The 19,820-nt window shown below is 45.8% G+C and carries 19 protein-coding genes and 1 pseudogene; 17 read left to right on the top strand and 3 right to left on the bottom strand.

Annotation, left to right across the window (positions count from 1 at the left end; translation table 11 throughout):
• Positions 1 to 2: 2 nt before the first annotated feature.
• The 4 genes from leuD to G4D54_13785 all read left to right on the top strand — a co-directional run bounded on the left by leuD (position 3) and on the right by G4D54_13785 (position 3,705).
• Positions 3 to 497: a 3-isopropylmalate dehydratase small subunit gene (gene leuD, locus G4D54_13800; protein QJA03444.1), complete on the top strand. Its 495-nt coding sequence runs from the start codon at positions 3 to 5 to the stop codon at positions 495 to 497.
• Positions 498 to 1,577, top strand: a complete 1,080-nt coding sequence (gene leuB / locus G4D54_13795; GenBank protein ID QJA03443.1) for a 3-isopropylmalate dehydrogenase — start codon at positions 498 to 500, stop codon at positions 1,575 to 1,577.
• Positions 1,578 to 1,601: 24 nt separating this feature from the next.
• Positions 1,602 to 2,753 (top strand): amidohydrolase, encoded by a 1,152-nt coding sequence (locus G4D54_13790; GenBank protein QJA03442.1) that lies wholly within the window; start codon positions 1,602 to 1,604, stop codon positions 2,751 to 2,753.
• Positions 2,754 to 3,471: 718 nt separating this feature from the next.
• A complete protein-coding gene (locus tag G4D54_13785; GenBank protein ID QJA03441.1) occupies positions 3,472 to 3,705 on the top strand; it encodes a hypothetical protein in 234 nt (77 codons plus the stop codon).
• Between the two features lie 144 nt (positions 3,706 to 3,849).
• On the opposite strand, the gene G4D54_13780 is transcribed toward G4D54_13785, so the two are convergent.
• Complete coding sequence (locus tag G4D54_13780; GenBank protein ID QJA03440.1) at positions 3,850 to 4,746, bottom strand: LysR family transcriptional regulator; 897 nt, start codon at positions 4,744 to 4,746, stop codon at positions 3,850 to 3,852.
• Positions 4,747 to 4,839: 93 nt separating this feature from the next.
• On the opposite strand from G4D54_13780, the gene G4D54_13775 reads away from it, so the two are divergent.
• The 3 genes from G4D54_13775 (at position 4,840) to G4D54_13765 (ending at position 6,358) form a co-directional block, all read left to right on the top strand.
• Positions 4,840 to 5,415: a chromate transporter gene (locus tag G4D54_13775; GenBank protein ID QJA03439.1), complete on the top strand. Its 576-nt coding sequence runs from the start codon at positions 4,840 to 4,842 to the stop codon at positions 5,413 to 5,415.
• Entirely contained in the window at positions 5,412 to 5,984 is a 573-nt protein-coding gene (locus tag G4D54_13770) for a chromate transporter (protein ID QJA03438.1), read from the top strand. Before G4D54_13775 ends, G4D54_13770 begins: the two co-directional genes overlap by 4 nt.
• Positions 5,985 to 6,049: 65 nt before the next feature.
• Positions 6,050 to 6,358: a hypothetical protein gene (locus tag G4D54_13765; GenBank protein ID QJA03437.1), complete on the top strand. Its 309-nt coding sequence runs from the start codon at positions 6,050 to 6,052 to the stop codon at positions 6,356 to 6,358.
• A 140-nt stretch (positions 6,359 to 6,498) separates the two neighbouring features.
• On the opposite strand, the gene G4D54_13760 is transcribed toward G4D54_13765, so the two are convergent.
• Positions 6,499 to 7,863 carry an HD domain-containing protein gene (locus tag G4D54_13760; GenBank protein QJA03436.1) on the bottom strand — a complete coding sequence of 455 codons (1,365 nt, stop codon included), beginning with the start codon at positions 7,861 to 7,863 and terminating at the stop codon, positions 6,499 to 6,501.
• A gap of 56 nt (positions 7,864 to 7,919) precedes the next feature.
• Here G4D54_13760 and G4D54_13755 point away from each other — a divergent pair, with 56 nt between their 5' ends.
• From G4D54_13755 to G4D54_13710, 10 genes and pseudogenes are all read left to right on the top strand, one after another.
• The gene (locus tag G4D54_13755) at positions 7,920 to 8,504 is read left to right on the top strand and encodes an rRNA methyltransferase (protein QJA03435.1); all 585 of its coding nucleotides are present in this window, start codon (positions 7,920 to 7,922) and stop codon (positions 8,502 to 8,504) included.
• Complete coding sequence (locus tag G4D54_13750; GenBank protein ID QJA03434.1) at positions 8,482 to 9,123, top strand: HAD family phosphatase; 642 nt, start codon at positions 8,482 to 8,484, stop codon at positions 9,121 to 9,123. The genes G4D54_13755 and G4D54_13750 overlap by 23 nt, the downstream gene beginning before the upstream one ends.
• Positions 9,124 to 9,606: 483 nt before the next feature.
• Positions 9,607 to 12,165, top strand: coding sequence for an AAA domain-containing protein (locus G4D54_13745; protein QJA03433.1), 2,559 nt, complete (start codon positions 9,607 to 9,609; stop codon positions 12,163 to 12,165).
• A gap of 208 nt (positions 12,166 to 12,373) precedes the next feature.
• A complete protein-coding gene (locus G4D54_13740; protein ID QJA03432.1) occupies positions 12,374 to 13,336 on the top strand; it encodes a transposase in 963 nt (320 codons plus the stop codon).
• A 203-nt stretch (positions 13,337 to 13,539) separates the two neighbouring features.
• Positions 13,540 to 13,872, top strand: a pseudogene (locus tag G4D54_13735) (mannitol dehydrogenase).
• 191 nt (positions 13,873 to 14,063) lie between these two features.
• The gene (gene yaaA, locus G4D54_13730) at positions 14,064 to 14,840 is read left to right on the top strand and encodes a peroxide stress protein YaaA (GenBank protein ID QJA03431.1); all 777 of its coding nucleotides are present in this window, start codon (positions 14,064 to 14,066) and stop codon (positions 14,838 to 14,840) included.
• A gap of 101 nt (positions 14,841 to 14,941) precedes the next feature.
• Positions 14,942 to 15,691 carry a copper homeostasis protein CutC gene (locus tag G4D54_13725; protein QJA03430.1) on the top strand — a complete coding sequence of 250 codons (750 nt, stop codon included), beginning with the start codon at positions 14,942 to 14,944 and terminating at the stop codon, positions 15,689 to 15,691.
• A gap of 97 nt (positions 15,692 to 15,788) precedes the next feature.
• A complete protein-coding gene (locus G4D54_13720; GenBank protein QJA03429.1) occupies positions 15,789 to 16,052 on the top strand; it encodes a TIGR04076 family protein in 264 nt (87 codons plus the stop codon).
• Positions 16,053 to 16,494: 442 nt separating this feature from the next.
• Positions 16,495 to 17,331, top strand: coding sequence for a hypothetical protein (locus G4D54_13715; GenBank protein ID QJA03428.1), 837 nt, complete (start codon positions 16,495 to 16,497; stop codon positions 17,329 to 17,331).
• The gene (locus tag G4D54_13710) at positions 17,324 to 17,920 is read left to right on the top strand and encodes a DnaJ domain-containing protein (GenBank protein ID QJA03427.1); all 597 of its coding nucleotides are present in this window, start codon (positions 17,324 to 17,326) and stop codon (positions 17,918 to 17,920) included. The genes G4D54_13715 and G4D54_13710 overlap by 8 nt, the downstream gene beginning before the upstream one ends.
• A 257-nt stretch (positions 17,921 to 18,177) precedes the next feature.
• On the opposite strand, the gene G4D54_13705 is transcribed toward G4D54_13710, so the two are convergent.
• A complete protein-coding gene (locus G4D54_13705; GenBank protein QJA03426.1) occupies positions 18,178 to 19,788 on the bottom strand; it encodes a GGDEF domain-containing protein in 1,611 nt (536 codons plus the stop codon).
• Positions 19,789 to 19,820 lie beyond the last annotated feature (32 nt).

Here is a 19,820-nt window from a genome sequence, read left to right as displayed (position 1 = left end):
GCATGAATGCAAATGGAACAGCACATAAATACGGGGATAATGTCGATACCGATGTCATCATTCCCGCAAGATATCTGAATACCAGTGATCCTAAGGAGCTGGCAGAAAAATGCATGTGTGATATCGATGCGGACTTTGTAAAGAAAATCAAAGTGAACGATATCATGGTGGCAGGCTTTAATTTCGGTTGCGGAAGCAGCCGTGAACATGCGCCGATCGCCATTAAGGCAAGCGGTATTTCCTGTGTGATCGCAAAAAGCTTTGCGCGTATCTTTTACCGCAATGCGATCAACATCGGTCTGCCAATCCTGGAATGTGTGGAGGCAAGTGAGCGTATTGATGATAAGGATGAGGTGGAAATCAACTTCAATACCGGAGAAATCATAAATAAAACAAAAAACGAAACCTATCAGGCACAGCCGTTTCCTGCGTTTATTCAAAACATCATGCAGCACAACGGATTGTTAAATGCCATTAAAGAGCAGGGGGGGAAGTAAATGGAGAAGCATATTGCGGTAATACCGGGAGATGGAATCGGACCGGAAATCGTCAAAGAGGCGGTGAAGGTTCTGGATGTCATCGCAAAGAAATACGGACACAGCTTTGTCTACACGGAAGTGGATGCCGGAGGCTGCGCCATTGATAAATACGGAACCTCACTGCCAAAGGAAAGCCTGGATGCGGCGCTTGCCAGCGACAGCGTGCTGCTGGGGGCAGTCGGCGGACCGAAGTGGGATCATGTCGATCCTTCTATCCGTCCGGAAAAAGCATTGTTAAGCATTCGCAAGGAGCTTGGTCTGTATGCCAATCTGCGTCCTGCGAAAATCTTTAAGGAGCTATCCGATGCCTCTCCGCTGCGTAAGGATATCGTCGCAAACGGAATTGATTTTATGGTCGTTCGGGAATTGATCGGCGGTGTGTATTTCGGAGAAAAAAGCACGGTGGAAAAAAACGGAGAACTTTATGCCAGTGACAATATGTGCTATTATGCGCATGAAATCGAAAGAATTGCCCATACGGCATTTCAGACGGCGCGTAAAAGGGGAAGCCGTGTTATTTCCGTCGATAAGGCGAATGTACTTGACACCTCCCGTTTATGGCGTAAAATCGTAAGTGAAGTCGCAAAAGAGTATCCGGATGTAACCCTTACACATATGCTGGTGGATAATGCCGCTATGCAGATTGTGAAGGATCCATCCCAGTTTGATGTCGTTGTGACAGAGAATATGTTCGGGGATATCCTGAGTGATGAGGCCAGCATGATCACCGGCTCCATCGGTCTGATCCCCAGTGCATCCCTGGGGGAAACAAAGCGCGGTATGTATGAGCCGATTCACGGCTCTGCACCGGATATCGCAGGGCAGAATATCGCCAATCCAATCGGCACGATACTGGCCGCAGGCATGATGCTGAAATATGCCTTTGACATGGATCAGGAAGCTGCGGAAATCGAAGAGGCTGTGGAAGCGGCACTTCGTCTGGGATATCGCACAAAGGATATCATGGAGGATGGAAAAACATACCGGACATGTTCCCAGATGGGAGATACGATTGCGGAACTGATAACAAACGCATAGGAAGTGCAAAGGAGAGCAGACAAGATGTTAATTAAGAATGGAAGGATTCATACAATGGCCGCTGCCGGAACCATACAGGCGGATATTCGCGTGCAAAATGGAAAAATTGCCGCAGTCGGTGAAAATCTGAAAGAGGAAACCGGAGAACTGATCATCGACGCATCCGGAAAACAGGTGTTCCCTGGAATGATTGAAGCCCACTGTCATCTGGGAATGGAGGAAAGCGCCATTCGCGGCGAAGGTGATGATGTTAATGAAATGAGTGATCCGATTACGCCGCAGGTGCGTGCCATCGACGGCTGTAACCCACTGGATGAAACGATTATCAATGCCCGCAATGCCGGAATCACCACGGTGGCCGCAGGTCCTGGAAGCGCCAATGTCATCGGTGGTACCTTCATGGCCTATAAAACACACGGCGTCAGCATTGATGAAATGGTCATACAGAATCCGGTGGCGATGAAGTGTGCCTTTGGGGAGAATCCAAAGCGTGTCTATCAGGACAGCCGTATCAAAACCAGAATGAACATTGCAGCGCTGCTGCGGGAAACGCTGGCAAAGACCAAGGAATACATCGCAAAAAAGGAAGCCGCTAACAACGATCCACTGAAAATGCCGGCCTATGATATGAAGCTGGAGGCGATGATTCCGGTTATCAAAAAGGAGCTGCCGTTAAAATGTCACGCACATCGTGCGGACGATATCCTGACGGTGATTCGTATCGCTAAGGAATTCGATGTCAATGTGACACTGGATCATTGCACGGATGGGGAGGTTATCAAGGCACAGGTGAAGGCAAGCGGATATCCGGCTATCGTCGGACCATCCCTGACCCATAAATCAAAATTCGAGCTGGCAAACAAATCCTTTACAACGCCGGGTGTTCTGTGCAGGGAAGGAATCCTGATCGCCATTACGACGGATTCACCGGTCGTACCGCAGGAATATCTGCCGTTATGTGCAGCACTTGCCATGAAGGACGGTCTGCCGGAAGAGGAGGCATTAAAAGCCATCACCATCAATCCTGCAAAAATCCTTGGACTGGAGAAACGCATCGGCAGCATTGAAGAGGGCAAGGACGGGGATATCATCATCTGTGACAGCTCTTTGCTGGATACACAAAACGTTATCCGCTATACCATTATCAACGGGGAAATCGCTTATCAGAAGGCATAGGCTGTTCATTCATAAAAGTAATCTCGATATAGGAAAGAGCGCTTCGGTTGTTAAGGCCAAAAGCGCTCCTTTTGTATATGAAAGCTCAGACAGATCGGAAATTCGGTTAAAGCAATTACTAGGAAACGATGATGCAGTCATTAAAAAAGCAGAATCATAAGCAGTTCCTCTGTGAGCATGGTGCATTTTTATGTATCACCTGCTATGGTATATGTACTGCATGATTTCTTCTTCAGCAATGAAATTGAATAATCAGTTGTTTCAAAAACAGGAGAAGCGCTTGGGGAGTCAGCGAACAGTAAGAAGCCGCTGTTAAGTGCAGTTGCCTGCAGTAGTTTCATTATATAGTTTATGGAAATACAGTTGATAATCAAAACGGCTGTTCTTCATATGAAATCATTAAATAATATCGTCATATAGGATTTCCCTGCTTCCTTTTGCTTTGGCTGTAGCTGTGTAAAATAGAAAAAGCTGTAAAAAAGTCGTATCCAAGCCAGAAATTGCTATTTTTTTCGTATTTTGTATTGGAAATATTGTAAATGAGGTGCAATTCTTTTATAATATCAATGGATGTATATAAAAAAGCATACTTTATGAAATAGGCGTATTTTTCGCGAAAAGGGTCAATTTTTCAAGAAAATAGAGGGAAAATCATAAAAAAACACACTGTCTATTTACGTATAATTTTATAGATATACACAAGAAATGGGGCGAAGCCATGAAGGATGCACTGCTGGATTATATATTTGATAACTGTGATGCTGCTTATATTTCTGATCTTCGACAGAAGATGATTTTTCAGGAATATGCGGATATGATTCTGGAAATAGAGGATACGAAATTCTCCGTTGAGGAATGGAATTATGTATACCGGTATCTCACAGGAGCAAATGCTGTATTTTCTGCTGTAGCTGAGGTGAAGGAAGCATTACGATCCTGGATGCAGGCATGATGGAAACTACGCGACAGGCATGCTGCTACGCGTTCATTCAAATCGAATAGATACACACGTTAGACTTCCCGAAACAATAAGGTGAAGTCTTCTTTTGTATACCTCATGCAGCCCTTGCAAGGCCTGTTTTTGTATGTCTATTGCTTACTCCTTTGCCTGAATCTTCGCACAGACCCGGCGGCAGGTTGCGATAAAATCCAACAAGCCGGCATGCAGATGCTTGTTTGCATGATAGATGATATAATAATCCCTCTGAAAGGAAACATCCGATAAATACAAACGGGTGACAATGCCTGCCTCCAGCTCTGCCTTTACCATCTGATAGGGCAGGATGGAGATACCGAAGCCGAACTGCACCCCCTTAACCAGTGCACGGGTGCTGGCACTCTCCCATATGGGATGCAGTTGAATATCGTGCACCTTCATGATGGAATCCAGAATTTCTCTTGTACCGCTGCCCTTCTCCCGCAGCAAAAACGGTTCCTGTGCAATATCCTGCAGACACAGCTTCTGTTTTTCTGCCAGCGGATGCTCTCTGGCACAGATGACGGCAAGCTCATCCTTGAAAAACGATAGTTTCTGAATATGCTCATGTGTCGGAATTCCCTCAATCAGCGCCAAATCCAGCTGATTGGAAACGATGGACTCCTCAAGAATCATGGAATTTTCAATGAGAATCTGTATCTGCCGCTTCGGATACTCCAGCTTATAGCTGTGCAGGCATTCACAAAGCAGACTGTTGGCAATGGTAATACTCGAGCCGATGGACATGCTTTCCATATCACTCCAGTGTTCCATGCTGTTTTCCATTTCATCAAACAGGGAGGTGATGTGACTGGCGTATTTGAGAAAGCGCTCTCCATCACCTGTCAGATATAATTTGCGCGAGATTCTGTCAAACAGCTGCAGCTGATAATACTCCTCCAGCTCCCGTATGGCAAGGGATACCGAGGGCTGTGCCATATGCAGCTTTTCTGCGGCTCTGGTGATACTTCCCCATGTGCATACCGCAACAAAAATGCGGAGATGTCGTAGCGTCATGAAATTCTCCTTTCATAATAAACTGTTATTAAATATATATAATAATACTATTTTCATTATGAAATGACAAGGACTATAATAGTAGGGAAGGTGATGAAATTGGAGAAAAATGCAAAAATGTACGGAACATTATTTTCTTCCGTGTTTATGTTAAGCGCCTGTACCTTTGGTGGAGGCTATGTGATCGTACCGCTGATGAGAAAGAAATTTGTTGAGGATCTGCATTGGATTGAAGAGGGAGAGATGATGGATTTGGTGGCTATCGCCCAATCCTCACCCGGAGCAATCGCTGTCAATGCCTCGATCAGTATCGGCTATCGCTGTGCCGGTATCCCGGGGGCAATCGTTGCAGTCATCGGAACAGTACTTCCTCCGCTTGTGATCCTAACGGTGATATCCTATTGCTATGAGGCGTTTATCCAGATACGCTGGATACAGGTCATGCTGTTTGGAATGCAGGCAGGTGTGGTTGCGACCATCTGTGATGTGGTATGGACGATGGGCCGGGAGGTCTGGAGCCAGCCGCAGAAGGTGTATGTGCTCATCATGCTGGCAGCCTTTGTATGCAATGTTTTGTTTGATGTCAATCTGCTTATCATCATAATCGTATGCGGTGCACTGGGCTATCTGATTGAGCGAGCGATAAAGAAGGAGGGTGGTCTGCAATGACACTGTTACAGCTGTTGTTCAGCTTTCTGCAAATCGGGCTTTTGAGCATTGGCGGCGGCTATGCGGCGCTTCCGATTATTCAGGATCAGGTCGTCGCCATGCATGGCTGGCTGAGCATGCGTGAATTTGCGGATATCCTGACCATATCTCAGATGACACCGGGACCTATTGCAATCAATGCCGCCAGCTTCGTGGGGACAAAGATTGCGGGGCTGCCGGGAGCACTGGTGGCATCTCTTGGTGTGGTGCTGCCCAGCTTTATCATTGTCCTGACACTGTCCTTTCTGTATTATAAATACCGGCAGCTGGATGCGATTCAGGCAGTGCTGAAGGGGCTTCGTCCGGCGGTGGTTGCTTTGATTGCATCTGCAGGGGTGTCTCTGGGAATCGATGCCTTCTGGGGAGGAAAAGCGATATCGCTTGCAGATGTTAATCTGGAAAGTGTGCTGCTGTTTGCACTGGGCTTCTTTCTGTTGAGAAAATATAAAAAAAGTCCGATTACCGTCATGCTGCTGTGCGGTGTACTGGCAGTTGGTTATGGTTTGCTGAGCGGAAGTCTTACATTTTAGTGATTGTTACACGCATGATGTAACAATCAGCAGTACGATAGCATTGTCAGAAAGGATGATGCTATATGAGTTGCGGATTACAGATTCACAAGCAGGCCGTCATGATAGAATACTATCTCAATCAGGCAGTGAACAAGGTACGGGGGCAGAGGAACAGTTCTCTGGCTGATATCACGATGGTATACGATCAGCCGATTCGCCTTACTGCGGAAATCCTCAGTGAATTACAGGATAAGGAGCGCAATGAGACCGAGCTGAAGACCATTCAGGATATCAAAACCAAATACTGTACGTATCAGGGGTATATCCTGTCACAGCTGGATGAGGAGATTTGTGAAAAGCTGGTGGATGATCTGAAGCGTTTAAGTGAATGAGCACAGGTAGTGAATACCTGTCAGGCTTGAAAAAGGAGGCTTTCCGATGGGGATGCCTCCTTTTTGGATGGGAATGCAGATAAGCTCTGCATACTGAAATATGCGCATAAGCAGAGAGTAAAACCGTGCTTCCATATGGTTTATGCATTGTGCAGATTTTGGCATTTCCTGTTTAATTCCTCAATCAGCTGCTTTTTTGTGTTACGAGAAGGATCCTGCATCGCGTAGTCCAGAAGCATATGCAGTGCGATACCGATCTGTTTGCCGCATAGACCGAAACCCATCATGTCTCTGCCGTTTACCGCGAGTGTCTGTAAGCTGAGAGGCTCTTCCTCCGCGTGCATGTGCAGTAGCAGCTCTTTGCATTGCCGGATGATCCGGACACCGTTTGCGGCCGGCTCCGGGTTTTTTGCGAGCTGGTCTGCGAGCTGTACATCCAGGGCCAGTAAGGCATCCTCCAGCTGATTATCAAATTTTGAAAGATATCTGCGCAAAGTGCTTTTTTTCGGTGTGAGATTGTAATCGTGATATGCAATGCAGCGTAAAACGCGTTGTATGGTCCGATTGTCATAGTGAAGCTTTTTCAGCCAGCAGCGGGCAAGCTCAACAGATTTCTGCGCATGTCCGTAATAATGGGAGATGCCGTCTGCATCCAGAGTTTCACAAGCCGGCTTTCCCGTGTCATGGAAAATGATGGCCAGCTTGCCTTCCAACGCCATCCCTTTCGTATGGTTCAGTGCCACATCGGTATGCGTGAATACATCATATATATGCCAGGGATTGTTCTGTTCTTTGTTCATCAGCTTCGTATAGCCTGCCGCAATTGTATCCAGCACCCGCATTTCCTTTAACAGCTGCAGCGTATCCGGATAATCCTGCAGCAGGATACGGTTGAATTCCTCCCGAATGCGTTCTCTGGAGATATAGGACAGCAGATGGGCATGGGTGCGTATGGCCTGCACCGTTTCTTCCTCGATGGTGAAGTGCAGTGTACAGTGAAAGCGCATGGCACGAAGAATACGCAGAGCATCCTCCTGCATTCTTTCGGAAGCCTTTCCGACACAGCGTATGGTTTTTTTGGCGATGTCTGCCTGTCCATGGTAAGGGTCATGAAAGCCCCGCTTCGGATGCCAGGCGATGGCATTCATTGTGAAATCCCGCCGCTTTAAATCCTCATCGATATCCGGGGTGAAGTGAACTGCTTCTGGACTGCGGTGATTGGTATAGGCACTTTCTGTACGATAGGTTGTGATTTCGATGGGCTCATCCTGTACAAGGACGGTTACAGTACCATGCTTCAGTCCGGTTGGTATGACGCGGTAGCCCTTTTCTTGAAACAGCGCCATCACCTCATACGGCGTGGCATCCGTTGTGATATCATAATCATGCAGCTCCCGCCCCATCAGCATATCACGCACACAGCCTCCCACCAGCCATGCTTCCTTATGAATGGTCGAAAAGAGCTGTAATACAGATTGTATTTGGGAATCGTTTATTGTTTTCATAGCATTCTCCTTACTGCTATTATATAATGAATGCAGTGATGAAAAAAGGAGATTACATGAAAAAAGTTGTTGAAATCGTTCATGATATCATGAAGAGCCAATTAACAGAAAACAGCATCTGTGCGGATTTTACCATGGGGCAGGGGTACGATACGCTGTTTCTAGCCCAGCAGAAAAACTGTTCTCATATTTATGCATTCGATATTCAGCCGCAGGCGTATGTGCAGACCAGAGAAAAGCTGGAGAGTGCACAGCTGGAAGGGAAGGCCACTCTGATTCTGGATTCACATGAATGCTGTGATATCTATATCCGGGAGCCGCTGGATCTCGGCATTTTTAATTTCGGATATCTGCCGCATGGGGATCCTGAAATCATGACCAGGCGAAAAACGTCTCTTTGCGCGGCCACAAAAGCATTGCATCTGTTGAAAAAGCATGGTATTCTGATTCTGGTATTGTATTGGGGACAGGCCTGCAACAGAGAAGAAAGTGAAGCACTGCTGGCATGGAGTGCTGCGTTGCAAAGCCGCTGCTTCAGCGTGTGCAGAATTACGATGCATAATAAGCAGAATTGTCCCGATATACTGGTGATTAGCAAGGAAAAGGAGAAGGTAGATTATGATCAAAGCCGTAATATTTGATATGGATGGGGTGCTGGTGGATAGTGAACCAAAAAACCTGGAGCAGCTGAGAGGATTTTATAAAAGCTATGGGACAGAGGTGGATGATGCTTTTATGCATTCTCTGGTTGGCAGCTCCTATACGTATACATATACTGAAAGCATGCGGGTCATGCATATGGACTGGCCGATGGAAAAATTTAAGGAAAAGCTGGATGATTACTGTAAGCTTCATGCATTTGGGTATGATGAGGTATTGAATCCGGGAGTAAAGGAAACGCTGATCTGGCTGCAAGAGCACGGCTATAAAACGGCAGTTGCATCCAGCTCGGCCATGCATCAGATTCAGACGATGGAGAATGTCTGTGATCTGGTTGGCTGCTTTGATGAGCTGCTGAGTGGTGAGATGTTTCATGAAAGTAAGCCTAATCCCGAAATTTATCTGACAGCCGCAAAAAAGCTGAAGGTGAAGCCGGAGGAATGCATTGCTGTAGAGGACAGCAGCTATGGGATAGCGGCAGGTAATGCTGCCGGTATGCGCGTGCTTGCCTATGCAGATGATCGTTATGGCGTGGATCAGAGCAAGGCTTATGCCAGAATCCATCACATGCAGGAAATCAAGAAGTATCTTAACGATTAAGAAAACAGGTGGTTTGTTTGATAAGCCTGTTTTAAAAGAAAATGCGCAGCGCTATCCTATATATCTTTTGATGATGTTGAAAGCAGGTATATTTCCTGCTTTTTTTCAATACCTGTATCTTATATCAAACGACTGGCATATTTAGAAGGGACTTAAAAACACAGGGTCAGCGTATATATAATATATGAGAGAATATCTGTTGGAAAGAATCGCAGCTACTAAAGGAGTATACAAAACGAACTGTTATGATTTCTGCGATCAGAATTCACTGACCTTCATTTTCTTTCGATTGCAATTTTAGGCTAACTGTATTTGCAGTTTACCGCAGACACATAGCAGAAGGAAGAATACGAAAGCTCAGGTATTCCTACTTTTTTGCTATACTTTCTCTTTTTTAGCACTCAAGTGTTGACAGTGCTAAAAACTGTGCTATAATAGCATTAGCAATCAAAGAGTGAGAGTGCTAAAAAGGAGCGTGATCGTATGAACTTTGATAAAATGAGTGAAAAGCTGCAGGAGATTATCATGCAGGCAGTGGAAATCTGCAAATCGTATCAGCATACAACCGTTGACACCATCCAGATGCTGAAGGCCATCTTTGAACATGATGTGCTGGATGGCTTATTCAAGCGCCTGAATATAGATAAGACAAGAGCCCTGACGCTGATCGATCAGGAAATGAACAGAGTGGCAACCAGCAGCAATGTCAATCCACAGCTGTCAAACGAGGTTGCTCAGTCCTTTTCCAGGGCGGAGCAGTGGAGTGCCGGTATTCAGGAAACCTATCTGAGTGTTGCCAGTGTTTGGATTGCGTTGATGTTTAATAAGTCCTATATATCCAAGCAGCTTGTTAAGGAATTCCATCTGAATGAAAAGACCTGCAAGGATGAGGAGCTGAAGCGCAGAGGCGGTAAGAAGATGGATTCACCGAATGCGGAGGCCAATCTGGAGGCGTTGAGTAAATACGGACGTAATCTGGTGGAGGATGTCAAAAACGGTAAAATCGATCCAATTATCGGACGGGATGATGAAATCCGCCGTGTCATTCAGATCTTGTCCCGTAAGACAAAAAACAATCCGGTGCTGATTGGTGAACCGGGTGTTGGTAAAACCGCGGTTGTGGAAGGTATTGCATGGCGTATTATGAAGGGCGATGTTCCACAGTCTCTGAAGGAAAAGAAGCTGATTGAGCTGGATATGGGTTCTCTGATTGCGGGTGCGAAATACCGTGGTGAATTTGAGGAGCGTCTGAAATCCATTCTGGAGGAAGTGAAGCAGGCAGAAGGAAATATCATTCTGTTTATCGATGAAATTCACAATCTTGTCGGTGCCGGTAAAACAGAGGGCAGCATGGATGCCGGAAATATGCTGAAGCCGATGCTGGCACGAGGCGAGCTGCGCTGTATCGGGGCAACTACCTTCAATGAATACCGGCAGTATATTGAAAAGGATGCGGCTTTGGAGCGGCGGTTCCAGCGAGTTATGGTGCAGGAGCCCAGCGTGGAGGATACCATCTCCATCCTGCGTGGGTTAAAGGACCGCTTTGAATCATATCACGGTGTGAAGATTCTGGATGAGGCGATTCTTGCCGCAGCAACGATGTCCAACCGCTATATTACCGACCGGTTTCTGCCGGATAAGGCAATTGATTTAATCGATGAGGCATGTGCCACACTGCGGGTGGAAATGGAGTCTATGCCGCAGGAGCTTGATGAGCTGCAGAGAAAAATCATGCAGCTGCAGATTGAAGAAACCGCATTAAAGAAAGAGGAAGATAAAAAGGCGAAGGAGCGTCTGGAGGATATTCGTACAGAGCTTGCACAGCTGCAGGCGGAAAAGGACTCCCTGTATACAAAGTGGGAGGATGAAAAGGCAGAGCTGGAGGAAAGCAAGGATGCCAAGGTTCGTCTGGAGAAGGCAAAGCTGGATCTGGAGCAGGCACAGAATGAAGCACGTTATGAGGATGCCGCCAAGCTGCAGTATGCGACGATACCGCATCTGGAGAAGCTGATTCGCGAACAATCCGACAAACAGAAGGAGGATGCCCTTATTCAGGAAACCGTCAACGAGGAGCTGATTGCGAAAATCGTATCCCGCTGGACCGGTGTGGAGGTCAGCCGTCTTGTGGAAAGTGAACGTCAGAAGCTCCTGCATCTGAAGGAAGCCTTACAGAAACGTGTCATAGGACAGGATAACGCACTGGAGCTTGTCAGTGATGCCATTTTGCGCAGTAAGGCTCAGATTCAGGATGAGCATCGCCCGATTGGAAGCTTTCTGTTTCTGGGACCAACCGGTGTCGGTAAAACCGAGGTTGCCAAGGCACTTGCGGAGCAGCTGTTTGACAGTGAATCCCATATCGTCCGTATTGATATGAGTGAATATATGGAGAAGCACAGCGTTTCCCGTTTGATAGGAGCGCCTCCGGGATATGTCGGCTACGATGAGGGCGGACAGCTGAGCGAGGCTGTGCGTCGCAATCCGTATTCCATTATTCTGTTTGATGAGGTTGAAAAGGCACATCCGGATGTATTTAATGTTCTTCTGCAGATACTGGATGATGGACGCATTACCGATTCCAAGGGTGTGACTGTGGATTTCAAGAACACCCTGCTGATCATGACCAGCAATCTGGGAAGTCAGTTCGCCTTTGATGGTGCTGATCGTGATACTAATTATATGAATGAAGTGAAGAAATATTTTAAACCGGAGTTTATTAACCGTATTGATGAAATCGTTGTCTTCAATGCATTGAATGATGATATGCTAGGTAAGATTGCTCATAAATTCATGAGGGAGCTTACACAGCGTCTTGCGCATAAGGATATCACATTACAGGTTAGTGATGCTGTATACAGAGCTATTGCCACACAGGGTGTAGATCCGTTATATGGTGCACGACCGATGAAGCGTTATATCCAGAGAAATATTGAAACTTTGATTGCCCGCAGGATGATTGAAGGAAATGCAGGTAAGGACGATACCATCCGTGTGGATGTCAGAGATGGGGAATATACAGTTGAGATAACCCATTCTGAAAATTGATAAAGCTGCGTACACCCGTTACAGGGTTGCGCAGTTTTTTTTTGCGCGCTTGTGACTGGACACAGGTGAATTCCTGTATTTCCAGGGTAGTCAGAACATCGTTTTCCGGTATACGAAGCATTTTTGTAAATTTTTTAAAAAATTTTAGGAGTTTTGTATATTTCATACGTATATAAGAGTATATAGGAAAAAAAGGAGGATACTACCTATGGAAAAAGAATATGCAAAGGATTACCCGATCCCCTTTCACAATGATGTTTTCTTCAAATACATGCTGATTGGGGACGATGCAGGCTCTGCATTGCTGAGAAGCAGAATCATCGAAGAAATTTACGGACTGAAGGTCCATGAAACGAAGGTCCTGAACCCGGAGCTGCTGCCGGAAGCTTTTTTTGGTAAACGTGCGGTTTTGGATGTCGTACTGGAGGATGAAGCCGGCCATTTTTACGATCTGGAAATGCAGGTATCCGGCTATACGCAGAAGGAACAGCTGCGTTTTCAGCAGTACGGCTACCGCCTGGTCGGAAGACAGCTGAAGCAGGGAGACGAATATACAGAGCTGAAGCCGTTTTATCAGATTATTTTTATGAATGATAAGCCCAGGGATGGCGGACGCATGATACGCCACTACAAGGTAAAGGATGAGGATAATCAGGAGGAGCCCAACGGTACACTGAATCGAGCCATCGTGTTTTTACCAATGATCAAACAGCGTGTAAAAGAGGTTGGAGGTGTGGAAAATCTGACAGAGTTTGAAACTTTCTGCTATGTGCTTGCATATAATCCGGATGATGCTATACTAAACATGAAGAGAAGGATGGTGAACGTGGTTATGGAAAAATATAATGAAATGCGTGAGGACGGATCATTGTTCAGCTGGGCGGAATCGGTGGAGTTTGCGGAGCAGGCAGTACAGGCCAATTTGGAGGAGCGAACTGCAGAAGCTGAAAAGCTGGGGCTTGAAAAAGGTCTTAAAAAAGGTCTTGAAAAAGGTCTCGTAAAAGGAAAAAGAACAATGTTAAAAGCACTGCTTATCCATAAGTACGGTATTGATGATGATTGGGTGGATACCTTGAGCGAACAGCAGTTGGATGATGTTGTTGTTCAAATTCTGGATTGTGCTACATATGATGCCTTAAAAGAGAAAATGGAAAAGAATAAATCAGAATAGAAATAGAAGAATGCAGAATTTCATTGAATTAAAATTCTGCATTCTTTTTATGATGAAGCTCTACACTGCATTATCTATATAGAAATATTGGAGAAAATAATGAAAATCAAAAAAAATAGGGCATTTTCATATGCTGTGGCACGCTGGTTGCTAACAAATAGGGTGAACGGTACCAACCGTAGAAAAATGAAAAACGGAGAACAATGAGAAGGGCTGTGCATTTTGGAGCCGGCAGTATCGGACGAGGGTTTGTTTATTGAGAACGCCTGCTTGCATTCGGGTATGAGGTAGTCTTCGCAGATGCGAATGAAGATCTGATGAATAGGATCGATGAGGAGCAGGAATATGAACTGCAGCTGATCGATCATGATCTGCAGTCGCTGTATATTGATCATGTTCGTGCGCTATCAACGCCGGGAGATAAAGAGAAGCTACTGTGGGAACTTGCGCATTATGATTTCATTACCACCTCTGTCTGGATAAACAATCTGCCTAAAATAGCACGATCGCTTTGCATCTTCAAAACAAAACGTTAAGAGGAAGATGCAGTCATCTTTATCAAAGCACTGGAAGCATTTCTTGAAGTATAGCATATTCCCTGGCGAACAGAACTAAATCAGAAGTGTCCAGCAGTTTATAATTAGACCTATGTATGTTAGCTGCCGCAAGCCTACTTAAAAGTTGTTTTTTCCTTTGAAGTATGATATCTTGTTCATGGTGATACCTCATGTTGATATTAATTGCTCCGGCAAAACGTATGCGTCCGACAATTGATTTTATGGATCACAAACGCATGCCCTGCTTCCTGTCGGAAAGTGAACGGCTTGTTACATATCTGAAAACAAAGAAGCAGGAGGAATTAAAAGCCATGCTGAACTGCAGCGATGCCATTGCCGAATGGACATACAACAGCTATCAGCACATGGATGTGAATGTCTCCTGTGTGCCGGCACTGCTCAGCTTTGACGGTATACAATACAGCTATATGGCACCGGATCTTTTTTCAGATGAATACTTCGTTTATGCAGAACGGCATATTCGCATTTTATCCGGCTTATATGGTATTCTGGAGCCCTTTGACGGCGTCGTACCCTATCGTCTTGAACTGGACAGTCCCTTTCGTACACCCTTTTGCACAAGCCTATATGATTTCTGGGGAAGCAAGCCCTATCAACGGCTGATTGAAGAGGATAAGCAGATTCTGGATTTATCCAGCAAGCAGTACGGCAGGCTCATAAAACGGCACTTGGATCCGGATGTACACTTTGTCAGCGTCTACTTTCTGGAAGAAGAAGAGGGCAGGCGCAGAGAAAAGGGTGTTTATGTGAAAATGGCAAGAGGTGAAATGGTGCGCTGGCTGGCTGAACAGAATATTCAGCAGTTTGATGATGTAAAGCGCTTCTGCAGACTGGGCTATCGTTTTGATGCTACGGTCTCAGATGATAAGCAGTATCACTTTGTGCGCAAAGCGGACTGGAAACGAAGCAAATACAAAGCTGTTTAAGAATGACGGTGTTTTAAACGGGAATTGAACAGAAATTGATACATTACGCAAGGCCCTGACACCGGTGTGCTTGGAATCAGCTTTTAAAAAAGGAGATTACAATGAAAATACAAACAGAAATATGCTGTGGCAGCTATGATGATGCACTGCAGGCAGAGCAGGGTGGTGCTCTCCGTATTGAATTAAACAGTGCCTTACACATGGGAGGACTGACACCGAGTGTCAGCTCTTTAAAGTTGGTAAAGCAGCATACGCAGCTAAGCGTCATGGCAATGGTTCGCCCTCGTGGAGGAGGCTTCTGTTATGAGACTGCAGACTTTGCACAGCTGTTGGACGAAGCTAAAGAAATGCTGAAAAATGGAGCGGATGGTATTGTATTCGGCTGTCTGCATGCGGATGGAACTATAGACGAGCAGCAGAGTGCCCGGCTGGTTGCAATGGCTCATGCAGCAGGGAAAACAGCGGTATTCCATCGGGCCTTTGACTGTACACCGGATCCGTTCGCTGCCATAGAAACGCTGATCGCACTTGGCGTAGACCGCATCCTGACAAGTGGACAGCAGCCCAAAGCCATGCAGGCGCTAACACTGTTGAGGAAGCTGCAAAACATGTACGGTTCCCGCATTGAGCTGCTGGCAGGAAGTGGGCTGCATGCTGATAACGTACAGCAGTTTCTGGTGGAAACCGGAATTTGTCAGGTGCATTCCTCCTGCAAGGACTGGAAAAAGGATGTGACTACGATCAGTAAATCGGTAAGCTTCTCCTATGCACCACAGCCGCATGCATCCGACTATGAAATCGTAAGTGCGCAAAGGGTTCGTGCATTTCTTGCGGCAGTAAAGAGCGTGTAATCATAAGTGATAAGCTTTATGAAAGGAAAACGATGACCGTGGGGGGAGTGTCGAATTGCATATCCTACTATGTTGAAGGATGGAGGGAACATCAGCTATGAGAACAGTCAGGTTGACCGTAACGAAGAGTGCATGCCGCAGCGGGTATTGTAAACAGGGAGACAGCTTTGTTGTGAAGGACTTATGTCCGCCTCTATGTCATGAATTCTGGAATTCAATATATCCAAGTGTTTATGCATTATTGAATGGTGCATCGCTGGATTATGGAGAACAGCGGGCAACGCAGTTTGATGCAAAATGCTCGAATGGCGGCAGAGTATGTATCCATGGAGAGCTCATGAAAGAAAATCGGACAGAATAGAAATGAGTTTCTGCCTGCTTAGGGATAACAGTAAAATGAAACATGAACTAGATTGATGAAAAGGCAGGTGTTGGATTTGCGTTTGCACACCTGGCTTTTTTATATACAGAGCAGTCATTTAGGTGTGTTAAGATTTTTCCTGATATGAAAAGGCTTTCTTCCAATACACAGGATCCTTTTTCACCAGACTGAGTATTCCCTTTATAGAATATCCTTTGAATGCATCATCATTTTATGTATATGCATCTTCTTTTTGAGTAAGCGTTTGGAAATAATGCAGCTTTTTTTAACTGGTATATGCATGATGCATAGTCTGCACAACAGGCTGAAAAGCGACTTGCAATGTGTGTTTTTATGTTATCTTGTCTGCGACTCTTGAAATTTCCCTATAATAAGGGTAAACTTATCACATGAAGTTTTTTGTCAAGGCAGGGAAAGTAACATGTTTGGATATGTAATTGTCAATAAACCGGAGCTTAAAATAAAGGATTTCGATACCTATCAATCCTTTTACTGCGGCATGTGCAAAGCACTCCATGAGGATTTCGGTCGCAGAGGTCAGCTGACCTTAAATTTTGATCTCACCTTTCTGGCGATTCTGCTTACGGCATTGTATGAGCCGGAGGATCAGCTCGTCAGGGAGCGATGCGTCGTTCATCCGATGCACCGGCATGTAAAGCGGGAGAATGCTTATCTTCGCTATGCTGCGGATATGACGATTATTCTGACCTATCTGAAGTGTGAGGATGACTGGAAGGATGAGCATCGGCTGCAGGCCAGAAGCATGCTATCGCTTTTAAAGCGTCCGATGAAGCGTATGGAAGAAGCCTATCCCCATAAGATACAGGCAATCCGTGAGGTTTTGCAAAAGACAGCGGAGCTGGAGAAGGCGCAAAGCCGTGATCTGGACAGGCTTTCCTCCTTAAGCGGTGTGATGATGGCGGAAATCGTTACCTACCGGCATGATGAATGGTATGATACACTATATCGTCTGGGAGATTATCTGGGAAGGTTCATCTACATCATGGATGCCTATGATGATGTGGAAGACGATCGAAGGAAGGGACAGTTCAATCCGTTTCTTGAAAAAAGCGGGCAAACGGATTTTGATGAACGTGTCAAGGTCATTCTGGAGCTGATGATTTCCAACAGCGCCGATGCATTTGAAGCACTGCCGATTCTGCGGCATGCGGATATACTGCGTAATATCCTGTATGCGGGAGTCTGGACGAAATATGAAATGGTAAGAAAGAAAAGAACAGGTGAAAAAGATGGATGATCCGTTTAAGATATTAGGGGTGTCAAGGGATGCCAGTGAGGATGAAATCAAGCGTGCTTATCGCCAGCTTGCGAAGAAATATCATCCCGATGTAAACAAGGAACCCTACGCTGAAGAGAAATTCAAGCAGATACAGAATGCTTATCAGCAGGCACTGGATTATAAAAAGAACGGGGGAGCATTCGGACAGAATTTCAACGGCTACCAGCAGAATACCTATCAGCAGTCATTTTCCAATGATTACCAGGCAGCTGTCAGCTATATAAACATGGGGCGTTTTCAGGAGGCGATTCAGGTGCTGAACAGCATTCAGAATCGGGATGCATCCTGGTATTATCTGTATGCCATCAGCAATTATAGTATCGGGAACCAGATTGCGGCGATGGAGGCGGCAGAGCGAGCATGTCAAATGGATCCGTCCAATCAGCAATACCGTCAGCTATATGCACAGATGCAGTCCGGAAGAACCCGCTATCAGAGTATGCAGAGTCCCTTTGGCGGTGGAGGATCAAATTTCTGCTGTCAGCTGATCTTATGCAATATGTGTCTTGGCGGGGGATGCTGTCCGGGAATCTATCTGTGCAGATAAAGTCGCATGGTTTGCGGCGTTAGCCTATGTACGCAGAAAGGTAATCAAAACAAATAGAGGAAGAGGTATGCAGAAATTGCGGTGCCCGGCTATTCATAAAGGAGATGCCCTGCGACAGAACAGGCGCTTGCCCGTGTACGAAATAGAAAAGCAAAGGATCGATTTCATCAGGTTCGTAAAGATGAAATTGATCCTTTTTGTCTCAAATGCATTGCGTGCCTACTGTATCGCACATAAGAACGCAGGCTGTATGTTTTTTACCTCTCCTCAGCCTGACGAAAGGCACCGTTGTGCGTTTCCTTTGCTCTGTACAAAGCCTCATCGGCAGCCTTGATCAGCTCCATATAATTATCATTGGGGCAGGCGATAATAGCACCGGAGGATAAGGTGATTGCGGGCATATTTCGTTTCTGGGCTTCCTTCGCCAGTGACAGATTGATATCCTCCATGATTTTTTCCGCTACACAGTAGTCACGCGTATTGGATACGAAGATGGCGAACTCATCTCCATGGAGTCGTGAAGCATAATCGACCGTACGGATTCGACCGACAATCATCTGTGCCGTCAGACGGATAACCTCATCACCGACGGAATGCCCATATTGATCATTGACAGATTTGAAATGATCGCCGTCAATCATAATCAGGATTCCATTCTCATCCTCCTCCATTCCCTGTATGTGATGCTTAACTGTACTGCGGAAGGATTTCATATTCATCATACCGGTCAGCTCATCGATGGCTGCAGCCTTCTGGGCAGCCTGTAATGCAATTTCCAAACGCTTCTGTGTCTGACCCAGCTCCACATAGGCCCCCTTTAATTCACGGTTTTTCAGCTCTCTGCTGATCTGGCTCAGCACATAAATCAATATGATTTCCAGTATGAGCAGAGGAATCAGCCAGATTTGCAGGGTTGCGGACAGCATGGAATATACGGGTACGAGAATAAGATAATCAAACTCGTTTCCCTGCTGGATCAGTCCGAAGTATTTCTGATTCTGATAATCAACCAGCTGCATACCGTTATCCTTCAGAAGCGAGTTGAAGTCGGTGGAAAAGCTGTTTTGAAAATCATAGAAGGCCTGTGCATAGGAAGCCTCATCCTCCAGCTTCTTTCGATCCTCCTTTGAAATTGAGGAATCGGCCTGCTTCAGCTTGTTGTTTGCCTCTGTCAGCTGTTCTCTGTTTTCCTCAGTGCTCTGCATTAGGTTTCCGCCGAGATAATCCTCCTCGCTGCTGCCAATGATGGTGCCTTTTTTATCAAAAATGATCAGCTGCTCCTTATCATATGCCTGTAAAGAGGCGATAAGCTTCTGTATGTTTCCCATTTTTATATCATAGGCAAACACGGTTTTCTGATCCGGCTGCAGCTGTGAAATGGTGGATAGAATATAATGATTGGCAAAGCTCATATACGGCGGAGTGAACACGATTTCACCCTTCGCATCCACTGCATTGCGGTACCACGGACGTGTTGTGGCATCATATCCGCTTTTTTCATATTGCTCATAGGGCGTATCCCAGCTGTATAAATAGGAGTTCCTATAATACATATACAGGCCGTCAAAGGTATCACCCTCAATAGCCTGCAGCTGCTTATCCAGCTTTTTCAGATACTTCCAGATGACTGCCGGCTTTGGCTCTGCTTCCACCTCCCTTTCAAGCATGGTAGTGAACAGCTGAAAGGAATGCCGGTAATCATCCATAACACTTTGTACTTCCTCCTGTGACTGCAAAGCATGCGCATTCATATCCGCTTGGATTTGCCGGTAGGCATGATTGCCTATGATGATGCAGGCAGCAAAGTTGATAATCAGAAAGCCTGCGACATACCACAGCTGATGCTTTTTAAATAAACTGCGTTTCATATGGAACCTCCTCATTGGTTTCACCATAAAAG

This window comes from [Clostridium] innocuum (assembly GCA_012317185.1).
Classification (GTDB): Bacteria; Bacillota_I; Bacilli_A; order Erysipelotrichales; family Erysipelotrichaceae; genus Clostridium_AQ; species Clostridium_AQ innocuum.
This window is presented reverse-complemented; position numbering and strand designations above follow the sequence as displayed.